This window comes from Shewanella surugensis (genome assembly GCF_023284005.1).
In the GTDB taxonomy this organism is placed as follows: domain Bacteria; phylum Pseudomonadota; class Gammaproteobacteria; order Enterobacterales; family Shewanellaceae; genus Shewanella; species Shewanella surugensis.
The window spans coordinates 1-18,002 of the sequence record NZ_JAKIKS010000113.1 but is presented as its reverse complement, the minus strand read 5'-3'; the positions used below and the strand labels follow the sequence as shown (position 1 = coordinate 18,002).

At 41.5% G+C, this 18,002-nt stretch carries 14 protein-coding genes and 1 pseudogene; 11 read left to right on the top strand and 4 right to left on the bottom strand.

Features of this window, described 5'->3' with window-relative positions; translation table 11 throughout:
- Positions 1 to 84: 84 nt before the first annotated feature.
- The gene (locus L2764_RS21015) at positions 85 to 702 is read right to left on the bottom strand and encodes a hypothetical protein (RefSeq protein WP_248942302.1); all 618 of its coding nucleotides are present in this window, start codon (positions 700 to 702) and stop codon (positions 85 to 87) included.
- A 146-nt stretch (positions 703 to 848) separates the two neighbouring features.
- Entirely contained in the window at positions 849 to 1,955 is a 1,107-nt protein-coding gene (locus L2764_RS21010) for a hypothetical protein (protein WP_248942301.1), read from the bottom strand.
- 501 nt (positions 1,956 to 2,456) lie between these two features.
- On the opposite strand from L2764_RS21010, the gene L2764_RS21005 reads away from it, so the two are divergent.
- On the top strand, positions 2,457 to 2,648 hold the full coding sequence (locus L2764_RS21005; RefSeq protein ID WP_248942300.1) for a hypothetical protein: 192 nt from the start codon (positions 2,457 to 2,459) through the stop codon (positions 2,646 to 2,648).
- Positions 2,649 to 2,966: 318 nt separating this feature from the next.
- Here the strand turns inward: L2764_RS21005 and metH are convergent, their stop codons facing one another.
- Positions 2,967 to 6,710, bottom strand: coding sequence for a methionine synthase (gene metH, locus L2764_RS21000; protein ID WP_283107104.1), 3,744 nt, complete (start codon positions 6,708 to 6,710; stop codon positions 2,967 to 2,969).
- 492 nt (positions 6,711 to 7,202) lie between these two features.
- Here metH and L2764_RS20995 point away from each other — a divergent pair, with 492 nt between their 5' ends.
- The 9 genes and pseudogenes from L2764_RS20995 to L2764_RS20955 all read left to right on the top strand — a co-directional run bounded on the left by L2764_RS20995 (position 7,203) and on the right by L2764_RS20955 (position 15,519).
- Positions 7,203 to 7,838: a histidine phosphatase family protein gene (locus L2764_RS20995; protein ID WP_248942299.1), complete on the top strand. Its 636-nt coding sequence runs from the start codon at positions 7,203 to 7,205 to the stop codon at positions 7,836 to 7,838.
- A 13-nt stretch (positions 7,839 to 7,851) separates the two neighbouring features.
- A complete protein-coding gene (locus L2764_RS20990; protein ID WP_248942298.1) occupies positions 7,852 to 8,694 on the top strand; it encodes an ABC transporter ATP-binding protein in 843 nt (280 codons plus the stop codon).
- Positions 8,681 to 9,730 carry a FecCD family ABC transporter permease gene (locus L2764_RS20985; RefSeq protein WP_248942297.1) on the top strand — a complete coding sequence of 350 codons (1,050 nt, stop codon included), beginning with the start codon at positions 8,681 to 8,683 and terminating at the stop codon, positions 9,728 to 9,730. The genes L2764_RS20990 and L2764_RS20985 overlap by 14 nt, the downstream gene beginning before the upstream one ends.
- A gap of 45 nt (positions 9,731 to 9,775) precedes the next feature.
- Positions 9,776 to 10,806: pseudogene (gene cobT, locus L2764_RS20980) on the top strand (nicotinate-nucleotide--dimethylbenzimidazole phosphoribosyltransferase).
- A 61-nt stretch (positions 10,807 to 10,867) separates the two neighbouring features.
- Positions 10,868 to 11,647 (top strand): adenosylcobinamide-GDP ribazoletransferase, encoded by a 780-nt coding sequence (locus L2764_RS20975; RefSeq protein ID WP_248942296.1) that lies wholly within the window; start codon positions 10,868 to 10,870, stop codon positions 11,645 to 11,647.
- Entirely contained in the window at positions 11,644 to 12,108 is a 465-nt protein-coding gene (locus L2764_RS20970) for a bifunctional adenosylcobinamide kinase/adenosylcobinamide-phosphate guanylyltransferase (RefSeq protein WP_312018375.1), read from the top strand. The genes L2764_RS20975 and L2764_RS20970 overlap by 4 nt, the downstream gene beginning before the upstream one ends.
- Before the next feature lie 200 nt (positions 12,109 to 12,308).
- A complete protein-coding gene (locus L2764_RS20965) occupies positions 12,309 to 13,919 on the top strand; it encodes a cobyric acid synthase (RefSeq protein ID WP_248942304.1) in 1,611 nt (536 codons plus the stop codon).
- A 60-nt stretch (positions 13,920 to 13,979) separates the two neighbouring features.
- On the top strand, positions 13,980 to 14,612 hold the full coding sequence (gene cobO, locus L2764_RS20960; RefSeq protein WP_248942295.1) for a cob(I)yrinic acid a,c-diamide adenosyltransferase: 633 nt from the start codon (positions 13,980 to 13,982) through the stop codon (positions 14,610 to 14,612).
- Between the two features lie 37 nt (positions 14,613 to 14,649).
- Entirely contained in the window at positions 14,650 to 15,519 is an 870-nt protein-coding gene (locus L2764_RS20955; RefSeq protein WP_283107102.1) for a cobalamin-binding protein, read from the top strand.
- A 155-nt stretch (positions 15,520 to 15,674) separates the two neighbouring features.
- On the opposite strand, the gene crp is transcribed toward L2764_RS20955, so the two are convergent.
- The gene (crp, locus tag L2764_RS20950) at positions 15,675 to 16,310 is read right to left on the bottom strand and encodes a cAMP-activated global transcriptional regulator CRP (protein WP_248942294.1); all 636 of its coding nucleotides are present in this window, start codon (positions 16,308 to 16,310) and stop codon (positions 15,675 to 15,677) included.
- 1,191 nt (positions 16,311 to 17,501) lie between these two features.
- Here crp and L2764_RS20945 point away from each other — a divergent pair.
- Positions 17,502 to 17,651, top strand: a complete 150-nt coding sequence (locus L2764_RS20945; RefSeq protein WP_248942293.1) for a hypothetical protein — start codon at positions 17,502 to 17,504, stop codon at positions 17,649 to 17,651.
- The last annotated feature ends 351 nt before the right edge of the window (positions 17,652 to 18,002 follow it).

Below are 18,002 nucleotides of genomic sequence, written 5' to 3'. Positions count from 1 at the left end.
TCATTTTTAGTCATTGCGATGTTCCTTTTGTTAATTGTTGATCGGCCAAGATCAATTAACAGGTTACATCGCAATGCTTTATCCTCATACACCAGAAACGACTATAGCTCCACTGATAATCGCTTGAACCATTTGTGCGGCCATTTGTGCCGCTTTGGAAAAGCAAGTGAGCCCATCAAGCGTTGCTTGTGCTCTGCCAGCATCGTTGTCTACATTATTGTCAGTTACGGCGAATTTTAAGCAATCGGTGAAATCTGTGATGACATAATAGATCATTCTGCCCCAAGACTCGGCGTCGGCCATTGGTAAAGAGCCTAATAGTTGAGGAATCTTTAACGAGTTGACTGTACTGGTAAAAGTGTTAAGTCCTGAATTTAAATTCTTAATGATATTGGCATCGTTAATTTCATTAGTGATTTGAGTGATGCCGGTATTTAACACGTTAACGGTATTTGACACGCCACCTTTTACCGCTGATTCACTGGTTGATTTTATAAAATTTACACTGTCTTTAATATAAGGTATTTTGGTAATGGTATCGACGCCTAAATATTGGGTAATAGAGGTATATGAACTTGGGTCAACAATGCTTTTAATGCCATTGAGTATTTTATTAAAGAAACCGGCTTCCGCGTAAATAGGTAGTAAACTGATTGCCAGTATTAAGATGATGTTGATTATTTTTTTATAATGGAGATACATTTTATGTTCCCTTTTATTTACATCATAGAAAGGTGTTATATTTTTTATGCTTTCCTTTTATGGTGATGTTTATTTTTAAGGCATTTAAATACTATTGCCCTGACTTAATTTGATGAATATGTATTCTTATTTATCTATTTGTTTTTTTAATCAAAAATGGTCAAAAGTTCAGTAGGGCAAGTATTAAACTGTCCGTCTTTATAGTGGCATAGGGTACTCGTATCGATAGTTAACATTTCGACCTTCATTCTTGATGTATTCGATCCTAGCGCTGATGTGATGATGGCTTTATCGGTGATAATATTTTTGTTTAAGCAAGATCCCGTTCCTTGGGATAAGCACTCTACAGTAGCAGTGTAAGGGTTTTCACTGACAATCCAGGCTTGACCTAAACTACTGATGACATTTTTCCAGCTGCGAGTGAGGTTATTAAGTTGAGAACACCAGCCGTTATCGCTATATCCATCGGTTCCAGATTGTGTCAATAATGATGTATATCCTTGCTCTGCTTCATAACCTGTCGCTGAGCCACAGCGTAGCATGGTTAAGGTTTCGAAATACTCATCGGTGCGAGTAATGGAGGTGGGAAAGACATTTTCTTTATCTGCAGAAGTCGCATTAAGGCAATTACTTGAGCCTTTAACGGCTAAACAGGCAATACGATTATTATCTGAAATATCATAAACGGCCGGGGCACCCACAACAGCTGGAAAGCTCCATGCATCGGGGATCACCGCAACATCATCGACGCCAGAGATCGTAATGGGGATGGCGACCTTACTGATATCTTTAAAGCTGCCATTATTACGCCTTATCATGGTGGCATAAAGGTCAACTTCTAAATCTAACACATCTTCGGTGATATCTAAGGTTTTACCATTAAGTAAAGCACTTCCAGCGGGAATATTGACTTGCATGATCCCATCATATTTTGTGCCAAAACCCGCATTTTTGGCATTTGATCGCCAAGTACTGAGGTCGTCCCACTTAAGAACGTCTACACTTCCCTCCATCACAGAACCTGAACCCGATTTCTTTTTGCACAAAGATTTTAAATTATCATCTTCATACTCGCTTTTGTTCCAAGTGACTTCTTCTCCTGTTTCAGGGTAGCCAGCAATGGCATTATCTTGATTAAGGTCCGACCAATCGGTACGACTATAATCATTTTCCCAAGAGATGATGGGATGGACACCTCTTGCAAAGTAGGCGTCATTAGCGCCATATTGAATGTGTGCGTTCAATACCAACAAAAGGTGTCCAATATGAAAGTTACACTAATCGGAATTGATTTAGCAAAAAATGTTTTTCAAGTTTTCATCATTAATAGGCGTATATTTGAAATTAAATCAGTTAATCTTAATGATAAACGAACATTAATTTACATAAATCATTTATCTGTTTATTTATTGTCCAACTTTACTTAAAGTAATCACCTTTTTTGTAACAAATTTTTTAGTGTATTTATTCATTAATGTGAAGGAAATGAATTTATTTTTTATAATTTGTTGATTATTTTGGATTAACTATTAATTATCAATAGTGTATTAAATTTTACTTATGATTTAAGTGAGAATGACTGATGTTGTTAGATTAAGGTATGGTGAGAGAACGCTAATCCCTGAATTAAATCATTAACGGGCGTTAAAAAAATCAGAAGTTATGCTGGTGAATATGGTTTAAGTAATGATATTATAACGGGATAAGCACAGGGGGTGCTCAGTTCAGTTAGCGATTATAAAAAGGAATTTTGCATGAAAAAATCGGTTAAAATCACATTTTCTACCCTTATATCCATCATCGTTGCGCTATTGCTGCTCTATTATTCTCCCGTTAATGTTACCGATTATAGACCGTTAGAGAGTTTAGTTTATAAAGCTTGTCCATTAGTGGCTTTTGCCGTGGGGTATTTGGTTTATCAAGTCACAGGTTTACTTGAGCATTAACAGCAGGGCAGAGTCCATTAGTCTTATTTGCGATGGTGTATTTGAGGGGCTATCTTGTAGATATAGCCAAACCGTTGAAGTTGTATTTTTAAAAGTCGATTATGGCTGTTCATTACGGGCATTGTCGTGCGGGCTGATATTGCCCATTCTAATGAAGCGACCAATGCACGGGTAATGGTCGATCACCCGTTTTAAGTTATTGGCTGATTTTAAGCCGTAAAAAGAATATTGTAGAAAGCAGGCATCATTGTTGAACAAAAAAGTGCTATTTAAAATAGCACTTTCATGATGTTATAGGATTATTTTTAATATTAACGCTTATTCTGGATCGTAATCTAACACGGGCATTAGCCAACGTTCAGCTTCGCTTTTACTCATATCTTTGCGCTTGGCGTAGTCTTCTACTTGATCACGACCAATGTTCGTGACCCCAAAATAGCGGGACTTTGGATGTGCAAAATACCAGCCTGATACCGCGGCGGTGGGGAACATGGCAAAGCTTTCTGTGATATTGAGTCCAATGGTTTCATCTGGCTTTAATAACGTCCATAATAAGCCTTTTTCAGTATGATCGGGACAAGCGGGATAACCAGGGGCGGGCCGTATGCCTTTGTACTTTTCTCGGATAATGTCTTCATTATTGAGAATTTCATCGGCGGCATAACCCCAAAACTCTTTACGTACGCGTTCATGCATGCGCTCGGCAAAGGCTTCGGCGAGACGATCGGCGAGACATTTCAACATGATGGCGCTGTAATCATCATGATCGGCTTCAAAGCGCGCCACATATTCATCAATGCCATGCCCTGTGGTAACGGCAAAGCCGCCCATGTAATCCGCCACGCCACTGTCTTTGGGGGCGACAAAATCGGCTAGACAGAAATTATTGTTACCCACTCGTTCAATTTGCATGCGTAAATGATGGGTGGTCATTTCAAGGGTGTTACGCGACTCATCAGTATAGAGTTCAATATCATCAAAATTGACCGTATTGGCTGGAAATAATCCAATCACGGCTTTTGCCGTTAACCATTTCTCATCGATAATTTGCTTGAGCATGGCTTTGCCATCGGCGTAGAGTTTTGTTGCCTCAATACCCACGACTTTGTCTTCAAGAATTTTAGGGAAATGTCCATGGAGTTCCCAGCTGCGGAAAAAGGGTGTCCAGTCGATACGTTCAACAAGATCTTCCAGCGGGTAATCCTCGAAGACTTGCCGTCCCAATTGATTAGGCACAAACGGCGTATAGTTTTCCCAGTCATGGTGGCAACGATTTTCGCGTGCTTTTTCAATCGTGGTGATGATTTTACGTTTTGTTTGTGCGTTGCGCTTATCACGCATGACTTGGTATTCTGCGTAAGCGGCATCGATGGTGGCTTGGCGCGTTTGATTATTAATGAGCTTTGATACCATAGGGACGGCGCGCGACGCATCGGCAATATAGATGGCACCTGTGGGCGAATGCGGGGCAATTTTGACTGCGGTATGAATTTTAGAGCAAGTGGCGCCACCAATGATAGAGGGAATGGTGAGGCCCGCTTTCTGGAAGCTTTTCACATTGTGCACCATTTCATCGAGGCTTGGTGTGATAAGACCCGACATGCCGATAATATCGACGTTTTCAGCGATGGCCGTTTCAATAATTTTTTCAACCGGCACCATTACGCCTAAATCAATGACTTCATAGCCATTACAAGCCAAGACGACGCCAACGATATTTTTACCGATATCATGCACATCGCCTTTAACGGTTACCATTAAAATCTTGCCGTTGGACTGAGCTTCGGTTTTTTCAAGTTCAATATAAGGGTTTAAATAGGCGACAGACTTTTTCATTACTCGCGCCGATTTGACCACTTGGGGCAAGAACATTTTTCCTGAGCCAAATAAATCACCGACGATGTTCATGCCGTCCATTAATGATCCTTCAATGACATCCAGCGGTCTAGTGGCTTGCTGTCGAGCCTCTTCGGTATCTTCATCGATAAACTCAGTGACCCCCTTGACGAGCGCATGGGCCAAGCGCTTATTGACAGGTAAGCTACGCCATTCAAGATCTTCTTTTTTTAGAGCTTGACTGCCATTGCCCCTAAATTTTTCGGCGATCTCTAATAACTGATCCGTATTGGATGAGCCTTCAATAGGGCAAGGTAAATTTAGGACGATATTTTCAACTAATTGTTTTAACTCGCTGTCGATATCGTCATAAATCGCCAGCTGACTGGCATTAACAATGCCCATGTCCATGCCTGCTTGAATGGCATGATATAAGAAGACTGCGTGTATGGCTTCACGAACGGGGTTATTGCCGCGAAATGAGAAAGAGACATTGGAGACACCGCCGGAAATCATGGCATGAGGCAGGGTTCGTTTGATTTCTTGGGTGGCTTCGATGAAGTCGACCGCGTAATTATCATGTTCTTCAATCCCCGTAGCAATGGCAAAAATATTGGGATCGAAAATAATATCTTCTGGGGGGAAGCCGACTTTATTAACCAGTACACGGTAAGCCCGAGTACAAATTTCAATTTTACGGGCCTTAGTATCGGCTTGTCCTTCTTCATCAAAGGCCATAATAATGGCGGCAGCACCATAACGTTTGACTAATTTGGCTTGCTCGATAAATTTTTCTTCGCCTTCTTTAAGCGATATTGAATTGACGATCCCTTTGCCTTGAATGCATTTTAGTCCCGCTTCTATGACTTCCCACTTCGAGGAGTCAATCATGATGGGGACCCTTGATATGTCAGGCTCTGAGGCGATTAAGTTTAAAAACTTATGCATGATCTCAACGCCATCAAGCATGCCTTCATCCATGTTGATATCGATGATTTGGGCGCCATTTTCCACTTGTTCACGCGCGACACTGAGCGCGGTTTCAAATTCACCGTCTTTAATTAGCCGAAGAAAGCGCGCCGAGCCCGTTACATTGGTGCGTTCACCAACGTTCAAAAATAAGGAATTTTCATCGATGGTTAAGGGCTCTAACCCTGAAAGGCGACAAGCAACGGGTAAATCGGGTAAACGGCGAGCGGGGTGTTTAATGACGGCTTCACGTATCACCTTGATGTGCTGTGGCGTAGTTCCACAGCAACCGCCAACGATATTTAAAAAACCCTCAGCGGCCCATTCTTCAATGACTTCAGCCATTTGCTCGGGGGTTTCATCATAACCGCCAAATTCATTAGGCAGACCAGCATTAGGATGAGCCGATACGAAGCACTCGGCTATTTTGGAGAGTTCCTCTACATAAGGGCGTAGCTCTTTTGGGCCCAATGCACAGTTAAGGCCAATCGATAGCGGCTTAACATGACGTAATGAGTTATAAAAAGCTTCAGTGGTTTGTCCTGTTAGAGTCCGGCCCGAAGCATCGGTAATGGTACCGGAAATCATGATAGGTAAACGAGTGCCTAAGGTATCGAAAACCGTTTCGATGGCAAATAAGGCCGCCTTGGCATTCAAGGTATCAAAGATGGTTTCGACCATGATGATATCAATGCCACCGGCGATTAAAGCATTGATAGACTCAATATAGGCTGCCACTAATTCATCAAAACTGACATTACGAAAACTGGGATCGTTAACATCTGGGCTAATAGAACACGTCCGGTTTGTGGGACCGAGTACACCTGCGACATAACAGGCGCGTCCCGTTTCTGCAGTGACTTCCATGGCGGCGGCTTTTGCTAGGCGTGCCCCTTCAAAGTTGATTTCAGCCGATAATGTTTGCATTTCATAATCGGCCATGGCGATGCAAGTGGAATTAAAGGTATTGGTTTCGGTAATGTCAGCGCCAGCAAGTAAATAATCTTTATGAATTTTTTTGATGGTTTCAGCTTGAGTTAACACTAATAAATCATTATTGCCTTTGACATCACAGCACCAATCTTTGAAGCGTTCACCTCTAAAATCAATCTCTTCAAATTGATAGCCTTGGATCATGGTTCCCATAGCGCCATCAAGCATTAAGATCCCATTGTTAAGTTGTTCTGTCAGCTGCGCCGTTTTATCGATAGGCAGTAGCTCAGTGGGAGGGACGAATGTTGGGGATTGTGTTGTCATGATCCATTCCTATTTGGGTACGGGTATGTATAAACCGTGATCGCTATGCCAGTACTTTGGGTACGGGTAAGTATAAACCGTGATCGCTATGCCAGTACTTTGGGTACGGGTAAGCATAAACCGTGATCGCTATGCCAGTACTTTGGGTACGGGTATGTATAAACCGTGATCGCTATGACACTATTTTGGGCATGATTACTTGCTATCTTTTACTCGAAGGAGCATGTCGAGGATAACTTGTTTAGACATATAGACGTCCATAATACGTGAGTTTATCCTCAGAGCGCAAGGATTAACATCATGCGCTATGGTTGTGTTTGTTAATGTTTTATTATTGTTACTCAATTGGTTTGTTATGAGGTGTGTAGCCTCATTTTTTGAGGTATTTATTTACTTGTGTATTACTTTTTAGTGATTTTAGGTTTTATTGGTCTCATGATGAGTCAAATGGGGTTTGATTGATTTTATTATTCTTTAATTAAGGCAGCGTTGATGAAAACACATTTTTTTTTCTTAAGGCATGGTGAGTGTGAAGGGGGCAGAATCCTTAGAGGGCGAGTGGATGTGCCTTTATTGCCTGTAGGAATAGCGCAAATGCAGGCGGTGGCCCAATTAACCATGCAACCTGATCATATTGTGAGTTCACCTTTACGCCGCTGCGCTGAATTTGCTCATCAACTTCATTTAACAACCGACATAGATATTCATTTTTGTGATGCCTTGCAAGAGATGGATTTTGGTGATTGGGATGGTCAAGGTTTTGATGTTCTTTATGAGCGTTACGAACCCGCATTAACGCGATATTGGGCCGATCCTTGGAGTGAAAAGCCGCCTAACGGTGAGTCAATGGTGATGTTTGAACATAGAGTCGATAATGCTTGGGAACAGCTATTACAAGATTTTTCTGGTCAAGTGGTGCTGGTGATTGCTCATGGTGGCGTCATCCGGCATATCATGTCACGAGTATTAGGTCTTAAACGTTGCGCGGGTATTTATAGTCAATTCGCTTTGGGTTATGGTGCTATGGTCAAGGTTGAAGTGCAGATAAGCTGTGATGAAAAGCTTGATAAAAATGGTCATAAAGAGCGTGTCACTCGGTTTTCCCCTCGACTACATTGGCCTTCATGATTGATAGGATAATATGACGCAACAAGATAAAACCGTACTCTCTGTGCATGCATTGCATTGGCAGATTAATGATAAGCCGATCTTAGCGGACATTCATTTTAATCTACAAGAAGGGCAAGTTCTCGGTATCATAGGTCCGAACGGGGCGGGGAAATCCAGTTTGTTGCGGTGTTTATATCGCTATTTCAAACCGACTTCTGGCCATATTCAATTATTTAACCAGAACATGACGGCTTTATCTTCTCGTGCTTTTGCTCAGAAGGTCGCGGTTGTACTACAGGATACACCTCAGCATTTTGATATGACGACTCGCCAACTGGTGGCATTAGGTTTGACGCCTCATAAGGGGGTATTTGATAGCCATACCGAGTTGGATGATGCTGTAATTGATCAGGCGCTGTATAAAGTTGGATTGACTGAGAAAGGAGCGCAAGTTTTTGAATCCTTATCCGGAGGAGAGAAACAGCGCGCTTTGATTGCCAGAGCCATAGTACAAGATCCTCAATTGCTTATTTTGGATGAGCCGACAAATCATCTTGATATCCGTTATCAAATTCAAATTCTTGAATTATTACGCTCACTTAAGATAAGTGTTATTATTTCTATTCATGATCTGAATTTAGCCAGTGCGCTGTGTGATTCTTTAGTGTTGTTAGAAAAAGGCCATTTAATTGCACAAGGCTCCCCCAACCAAGTATTAACAGAGGCTACTATTTCTAGCGTATTTGATGTGTGCTGTGAGGTACATTCTCACCCACAACATGGTAAGCCACTCATTTGTTATTTTTATGGTTATGATAATGATTTATCCTGTAATCATGATAAGGGAAATCATCATTTAAATGTTACTACTTAGTCAAAGCGGCAAGCGTTTTTTGCGTTTTTGCTGGATCCCTTTAGGATTGTGTTTAGGTTTTTTTACCCTTTTATTTGCCGGAAGTTTTGGGGCGGCTGAAATCCACTCTGTGGATGTCTTACAGAGTTTGAGTTTTCACTTATTTGGCATCGGTGAGTCGCTTGGTTTGAAAGACCGTATTATTATGGAGTTAAGGCTTCCACGGGTATTACTGGCTTTTGTTGCGGGTGCAGGACTCTCGGTTGCGGGAAGTGTATTGCAAACGGTGACGCGTAACCCTTTGGCAGATCCCTATTTATTTGGTATTTCCTCTGGTGCCTCTTTTGGGGCCGTTGTGGTATTAACCTTATTGGGCCAGGGCGTATTGAGCAGTCATGGGGTAGGTTGGATTGGATTGCCTTTAGGTGCTTTTATCGGGGCGGGGTTATCTGTTTTTATTGTGCTGAGTATGTGTGGCAACGATGTGGGGCGTCAAGTTGAACGTATGCTGCTGTCAGGTGTCGCGGTCTCTTTTATGTTTGGGGCCTTGAGTAGTTTGTTACTTTACTTTTCATCGCCACAAGCGGCCGCTTCCGTGCTTTTTTGGAGTCTAGGGAGTTTTGCTAAGGCAACGTGGTCTGGACTGATGTTACCTGTTATTGTCGTGATATCTTGCACGGGGATTATATTGTTATTTAAACGTCAGATTATTGCCATGAAAATGGGAGATGAAACAGCCCATACTTTAGGGATCAATGTGTCCTTATTAAGGCTTGGAATGCTGTCTGTGTGTTCGGTTATTACGGCAGTATTAGTGGCATCTTGTGGTGGCATTGGCTTTGTGGGATTAATGATCCCCCACATTGTGCGTTTATTATTTCCCGGCCAGTTATCGTTAATGCTAACGGCGATGCTTGGGGGGATTTTTATGATTTGGATTGATGTGCTGGCGCGAACCTTATTGAGTTATCAAGAGCTCCCTGTTGGCATTATTACCGCGGTTATTGGCAGTACTTTTTTCTTGTTTGTGCTAAGGCGTCGTCACCAAGAAGCTTAGTATGTAGTTCCCTCCCTTAAAATAGCTGAATAAATGAGAATGTATATGTTTGATATATCTCCTGTTAGCCATGATAACGATGATGAAATCCAATATAAAATTGATATGAAAACTAAGCCTCCTTTAGCATTAGGTCAGCTGGAATCACTGGCTTTGCAAGTGGCGCAAGTGTTAGGTCAAGATAACCCGAGCATTATTAAACCTCAAATGTTGGTTTTTGCGGCTGATCACGGTGTGAGTCAGGCTGATATTTCCATTGCATCCAGCGATGTGACTCGGCAAATGGTCATGAATTTTATTGCTGGAGGCGCTGCGATAAATGTGTTTTGCCATCAAGTGGGTTTTGCTCTAGAAGTCATTGATTGCGGTATATTATCGCCGATTGTGTCATGGCCTAGTTTAATACAGCAACGTTTAGGAGAAGGGACTCAGCCGTTTCATTTAGCAAAAGCCATGAGTATTGAAACGGTGCATAAAGGATTTGAGATGGCGAGCCAAAGAGTGGACTTTCATTATCAACAAGGTTGTAACTTAATCGCATTTGGAGAGATGGGGATCGGCAATACTGCTTCATCGGCAGCCATTATGGCCAGTATACTCAAGATGAGTGCAAAGGAATGTGTTGGGCGAGGGACAGGAGTCGATGATGTGAAATTACAACGTAAGATCCAAATTGTTGAACAAGGTCTTACTTTGCATAAAAATGATTTAACAGATATTTATCATATTTTAGCCTGTATGGGGGGCTTTGAAATCGTGCAAATGACTGGCGCTATGTTAGCGGCTGCGCAGAGAAAAATGCTGGTGGTGATTGATGGGTTTATTGCAACAGTAGCGGCATTAGCGGCCGTTAAAATTAATGCTAATGTGCGTGATTATATGATTTTTGCGCATCAATCTCATGAGCAAGGACATGCAAAACTATTGGAACATTTACAGGCCACACCGTTATTAAATCTTGATCTGAGATTAGGCGAAGGCACTGGGCGGCGTTAGCATTACCCCTTATTCAAGCATCGACAAATTTTTATAATCAAATGGCAAGTTTAACCGATTTGGGGATCAAGATAGATTGAGACTTTGGTTATATATCTAAGGTATATATGAATTTCCAGTTACCATAATAATGAGAAAGTGATGAATTCCTGCAGAAAACAGTTGTGCTTATTTTTTATTGCTATGGGTTTTTTAACGCGTTTACCCATTCCTTCTTGGGTTGAAATCGATACTGAAAGACTGAATCAAGCGAGTCGATATTTTGGCCTTGTAGGCTTGATTGTGGGAGGTGTTTGCGCGAGTGTCTTTGCGATAACCGCTATTTGGTTACCCGTATCAATTGCTATTGTGTTGTCTATGATAACGAGTGTAGTAATGACAGGAGGCTTTCATGAAGATGGATTGGCCGATACTGCCGATGGGTTTGGTGGTGCTTGGACTGCGGCAGAAAAATTAAACATCATGAAAGATTCTCGGTTAGGCAGTTATGGCGCACTGGCTTTGGTTTTCGCTTTATTATTTAAATGGCAATTATTGACTGAAATTGCATTATTTGATCCTAATCGCGTCATGGTTGCGTTTATTATTGCCCACTGTTTAAGTCGTGTTTTGGCGGCGAGCCTGATTTTCAGTGAGACTTATGTCCGTGATAAGCGTGACAGTAAAGTCAAGCCGTTTGCCCAATTTCAAAGCTTGAATGAATTGTTCATTTTGTTACTGACGGCGGCGGGACCACTCCTTTTTCTCGGTCTTTGGCAAGCCATGGTACTGGTGTTATCTTTGCTTATGGTGCGTATTTTGTTGGTGGCTTTTTTTCGAGGACAAATAGGTGGGTATACCGGCGACACCTTAGGGGCTGCTCAACAAGTGAGTGAGTTAACTTGTTATTTCATTCTGTTGATTTTAGGCATGCCATTATGATCCATTTAGTGTCGGGTGGTGCGCGAAGTGGTAAGAGTCGTTTTGCTGAATCGTTAGTGCAAGAGCTCAGTCTTGAGGGGGGGGATTGTGTTTATATTGCGACGGCTCAAGCGTTAGATGAAGAAATGTCGGTTAGAATTACTCAGTACAAAATGACGCGTCAAAAAAGCCCTCTTCGTTGGCTAAATATTGAGTGTCCTATTGCGTTGAGTCAGTGTTTAGTCGATCAGATGTCACATAATAAAATCATCTTGGTCGATTGTTTAACCTTGTGGCTAACGAATCAATTATTGCGTGATGAAGCCCATTGGTTACAACAAAAAGCTGATTTTTTAGCGACATTATCTCTGGTCTCTGGTCAATTGATTTTAGTGAGTAATGAAGTTGGTTCGGGGATTGTGCCGTTAGGTGAACTTAATCGACGTTTTATTGATGAAGCGGGCTGGTTACACCAAGATTAGCCAAACTTGCAGAACGGGTGACATTAGTGACCGCAGGGCTACCTCAACGCCTTAAATGTTGATGTTTACATGCTCCGTTTCTTATGATTACGTTATTGCACTTGTGATCCAAATTCAGGTTATTCAAAGTTCAGATTATCAAAGCCTAAGTGATTAAAGCTTAGATTATCCAAACTTAAGAGAAGTATTATGTGAATGAAATGACTCAAGCCTCGAAAGCTAAGATGTTAATGGTGCAGGGAACCACTTCTGATGCGGGTAAAAGCACTTTAGTGGCTGGATTATGTAGGGTCTTTGCCAGAAAAAATATTAATGTTGCCCCTTTTAAACCGCAAAATATGGCGTTAAACAGCGCGGTGACTTGTGATGGTGGCGAAATTGGTCGAGCACAAGCATTGCAAGCTTATGCTTGTGGACTCGAGCCGCATACGGATTTTAATCCTATTTTATTAAAGCCCAGTTCAAATACTCGTTCGCAAGTTATCGTTCAAGGAAAGGCACTGTTAGAATTAGAAGCACAAGCCTTTTTTGGTCCGGACAGTCAACGCTATAAAGCGATGGCGATGGAGGCTGTATTAGACTCTTTTTCACGCTTAAGAGCCCAGTATGAATGGATATTGATTGAAGGGGCTGGCAGTCCTGCTGAGATTAATTTGCGCGAAGGTGATATCGCTAATATGGGGTTTGCTGAAGCGGTCGATTGTCCAGTGATCATTATTGCGGATATTGATAAAGGTGGCGTGTTTGCACACTTGGTCGGAACCTTAGCTTTATTAAGTGAAAGTGAGCAAGCCAGGGTGAAAGGGTTTGTCATTAATCGTTTTCGAGGAGATATTAGCCTGTTGCAATCAGGCATTGATTGGCTTGAAGAGTATACCCATAAGCCAGTATTCGGGGTCTTACCTTATTTGCAAAATTTACATCTTGAAGCAGAGGATGCCATCAGCAGTACACCGGATAAATCCACTGTTTTCTTTAAAGTGTTGGTGTTAGTTTACCCAAGGATCAGTAACCATACGGACTTTGATCCCTTAAGGTTACATCCCAATATCGAATTTTCTTATGTATCGATACAAACACCTGCAGAAGAGTCTTCACTCCCTCAGGCTGATTTAATTATTTTGCCCGGCAGTAAGAATGTTCGTGATGATTTAGCGTGTTTAAAAAAGCAGGGGTGGGAGCGGCATATTAAGCAGCATTTACGCTATGGCGGCAAAGTATTAGGGATCTGCGGGGGTTATCAAATGCTAGGCCATGTGATTAGCGATCCTGATGGTGTCGAGGGCGAGAAAGGATGCAGTCTAGGGTTAAGTCTATTACCGATTGCAACAACATTGACCCAACGTAAAACATTAACCCAAGTGGCAGGATATATTCAATTATTAGCACAACGCGCTTTGATTAAAGGTTATGAGATCCATTGTGGCCATACCCGATTGTTAGAATCGGGGGTACAACCGATCTCTTTTTATGAGAAGGTTTTTTGTGAAGGACCGATTGATGAACAGCCTCTAGGTAAAGAGTCTCTTTGTCAGGAGGTCCTTAATAAAGGCACTTCATATGACATAATGGGGGCTGATACGTCCGCTGAGTTTATCAAAGAGGGGTTACTGTCTCATGATGGCCAAATTTTAGGGACCTATATCCATGGAGTTTTTGACAGCCCCGAAGCGGGTCAACTTTTACTTAAGTGGGCTGGAATGCGGGAGGTTAAACCCATTGATGTCAATGAAATTAAAGAGCAGCAGCTTGAAAGGCTTGCTAATGTATTAGAGCAGCACCTTGACTTAGCGGCCTTTGAGGCATTTTAATTTATTTTGCTTGTTGATGATCTGATAACATTTAGCCATCAACAGGCTTGGGTATATACAATGAAAGAAAATAATGAAACATCTCAGTCCAATATTGATGAGGTTAAAGCTGAGCGCCATAAGGCTAGGCAGCAGAAAGTGAAAGAAAGTGTGGACGCTAAGATTGCCAAAGCGCAAAAAGAGCAAGGTGTTTTACTGGTTTTAACGGGTAATGGTAAAGGGAAGTCGACATCGGGTTTTGGGACGGTTGCACGGTCGGTCGGCCATGGTAAAAAAGCTGCGGTAGTGCAATTCATTAAAGGAAATTGGGAATGTGGTGAACGGACCTTATTAGAGGGGGCTGGTGTTGAATTTCATGTTATGGGGACGGGCTTTACTTGGGAGAGCCAAGATAAAGAAAAAGATACTCAAGCGGCAAAACGTGCATGGGAGGCGGCTGAAATTTTATTGAACGATTCCAGTATCGATTTAGTGATGCTCGATGAGTTAACTTACATGGTGAGTTATCATTATTTAGAAGTAGAGCGAGTACTTGATGCGTTAAAAAATAGACCTTCGATGCAGCATGTTATTATCACGGGGAGAGCGTGTCATCGCAGTATTATTGAGTTGGCCGATACGGTGAGTGAGGTTCAGCCAATAAAGCATGCCTTTGAAGCAGGTGTGAAAGCACAACCTGGATTTGATTATTAATATAATGAAAAGGGCTCAAAAGCGAGCAGGGACTTTGATGAGGTTGTTGTCCGCATTGAGCTTACTGCTACTCTTGTCTAGCCATTGGGCTGCCGCATCAACCGCTAAGCCGTTAGTCAAGCAGCCAGCCAAACGGATCGTTGCGCTTTCTCCTCATGCGGTTGAGATGCTTTTTGCCATTGGTGCAGGTGATACGATTATTGCCACATCCGATAGCGCCGATTTTCCTGAAGAGGCGAAGGTTATTCCTAGAGTCGGCGGTTTTTATGGGATTCAAATTGAAAAAATTATCGAGCTTAACCCCGATCTAATTGTGACTTGGAAAGGGGGGAATAATGTCGAGACATTAGATCGGTTAACGTCACTGGGTTTTACGTTGGTCAATAGCGATCCTAAGACATTAGCCGATGTGGCTAGGGATCTGGAGCGCTTAGGTCAGTTGACTGGACATGAAGCGCAAGCGAATAAGCTGGCTAAAAATTATCGACAACAACTGAGCTTACTACGACAAGAAAATGCAGCTAAAGCCGATGTGAAGGTTTTTTATCAGTTATGGTCAACGCCTTTAATGACCGTGGCAAAAAATAGCTGGATACAACAAATTATAGATGTTTGCCATGGGCAAAATATTTTTTATGCTGCAGAGAATGAATACCCTCAAGTGAGTGTCGAGTCGGTTTTGCTCAAAGCGCCAGATGTTATTTTACAAAGCCAAGATGAAGGTAATATTATAGGTATCGATTGGTCCCCATGGCATGAAATACCCGCAGTAATCAATAAGCATATTTATCAACTCGATGCTGATTTATTACATCGCCCCTCACTCAGAACCTTATTAGGTATTAAGACTTTGTGTGACGTATTAGATGATGCTAGGAGCACAGAAAGTACATCGGTGGTGAATTAATGGCGTCATGAGAAATTCTATTGGTAATATGGCTACTTTTAAGAGAGCTGAAGCGCTTCGTTGAGTGATCTGTTGTATAAAATAAAAGAGCCGATGGCTCTTTTATTTTTGTACTAACCGTGTACTGAAATCACGCTATTACAGGCTGAAGCGAGTTATCGGGTTCCGTATACCACAATGGTTTTACCGTGGGCTTGGATAAGGTTTTGCTCTTCTAGCATTTTTAAAATGCGCCCAACGGTTTCTCGAGAGCAACCGACGATTTGACCGATTTCTTGACGAGTGATCTTGATTTGCATGCCATCGGGGTGCGTCATCGCATCAGGTTGTTTCGCTAAATGCAGTAGTGTTTGAGCAATACGGCCAGCGACATCTAAGAAAGCTAAATCGCCCACTTTTTGACTAGTACTGTGTAAACGATAGGCCATTTGGGCCGAGAGTTTCATGAGTATTTCGGGGTTAACTTGGATCAGTTGTCTGAATTTTTTGTATGATATTTCAGCAATCTCACAAGCTTGTTTTGCTCTCACCCAAGCGGTTCGTTCGGCTTGCTCTTCAAATAATCCGAGTTCGCCAATAAAATCTCCTTGATTTAAATAAGAGAGGATCATTTCCTTGCCTTCTTCGTCTTTGATTAAGACGGCGACAGAACCTTTAACGATATAGTAAAGGGTATCTGAACTTTCTCCTGCATGGATTAATGTACTCTTGGATGGATACTTATGAAGGTGACAATGTGATAAAAACCATTCTAAAGTTGGATCGGGTTTCGGTTTTCCAATCAGAGCCATGCCTAAATTCCTCGGCTGATTTAACATTAAATGATAGAAATATGTTATTTCGTCATCATACGTCAATTATTTGAGTAAAACATTGATTAAGGTCAAACTTTAATCTGCTTTAATACTCATGTAAGTCAGCATCATAACGATGTTATACCTGCTCATTCTAGCATGTTTTTCTTAGATGATGTTCCTTGAACTTCGTTATTTAAGGGAGTCTGAAATGCCTATTTTCGAGCAATATAGCCTGAAAGTATTAGCTTGAATGTCAATAGGTAAGAATGGTTAGGTGGGATTTCATACCTGAGATTGATGTTTCTTTTTTGTGAGGTTGTAATCTTTTATCAGGAAATCACCTTTTGATTGAGTGTTTAATATCCTAGAAAAACGTGAACATCAATCTATTTTGTAAAATTAAAAGAGAGTATCACAATGAAAAAATATCATTTTAGTAAGATTGCTATTCGTGAAATCATTTTTCTTATTATTTGCTTTTGCTTGATAGGCTCGGCATTTGCTATTGCTTGATAGGCACTGTATTTGTTATGTCTGAGAAGGATATTGTGGGCAGTGATCGTGAAATTAAAGGCAATATTGTTTTTCTAACGACTTTTGGGAGTCGGCTGAAGGGGGGGGTTATTGAGTTTATATGACTATACCGAGGCAGATATTCAATCGATGAGTTGGGAACTAGACCCAGAAACAATGAATTTAGCATTTTTTCTTTAGCGGCGGCAACGGGGACTCATTCGGGAGGTTATTGAATAAGTATCTGTTATTAAATTAAAATCACCCATGATGAGTTAGAGTTATAATGTAGTGCAGGCTAGTGCAGAGGGTCTGGAACAACTACTGAGAACAGTGATGGTACATTTTCCTTCTCGATGTAAGTTGCTCAGCGGGTATGTTGGCCCCTGAAGCGGTGACTTATGTTGAAGCTATAGCCAGCTATATCTGTGTGGGATTTAATACGCATTCAAAATATGATCATAAAATGATACAAGAATCGAGTATTCCCCTTAAGAGCCTCCCTTGAAGATACAAACGGACATACACGAACGAATGATGATGTGTTGGCTGTGCCTGTGATTCAACTGGCCTACTCACCTAAAGTTGTCGATGACGTTGAGGGCCAGATTGTCGATGTAATGAGTGTAGGCAAAGGAAAGAAAAGAAAGCTATGCAAGCAACGGAAGGTATATGTTCGTGTTTAGACATGATTATTGGGCATTCAATTTAAAAACCAGTCGTTACTCTGCGCCAGGTGCTTATACCATGAGCTTAGTTTCGGGTAATAATGATGAATATACGGTAACAACGTCATGTGTAAAGTCTTTCATTGTGAAGTAAATAATGTAGGGACAGGTGACAGTCTTCTGCTTTATGTTTAGCAATATCTAATGCATCTCTTCGCAAGTTTCATCTTGATGTTCAATTAAAAAGCCTATCTAATGACATGAGTTTGATTTTATTCAGTGATTATAAAATTAAGCACTCATTGATTGAAGCATTAAGGAGGTTTGTGGTGAGAAGTTGGTTGTGGATAACAAAGGCATTAGTGATCGGTTTATTGATGTTAAGTCAAAAAAGTACCTGATTACCGACAAGTCTCAGCCATAAGCTACTAAAACTGAACTATAGTTAAAGTAAGGCTTTGAGTGGATAAATGGTTATGGCTAAAAGTAAAGTTCAACACCAGTT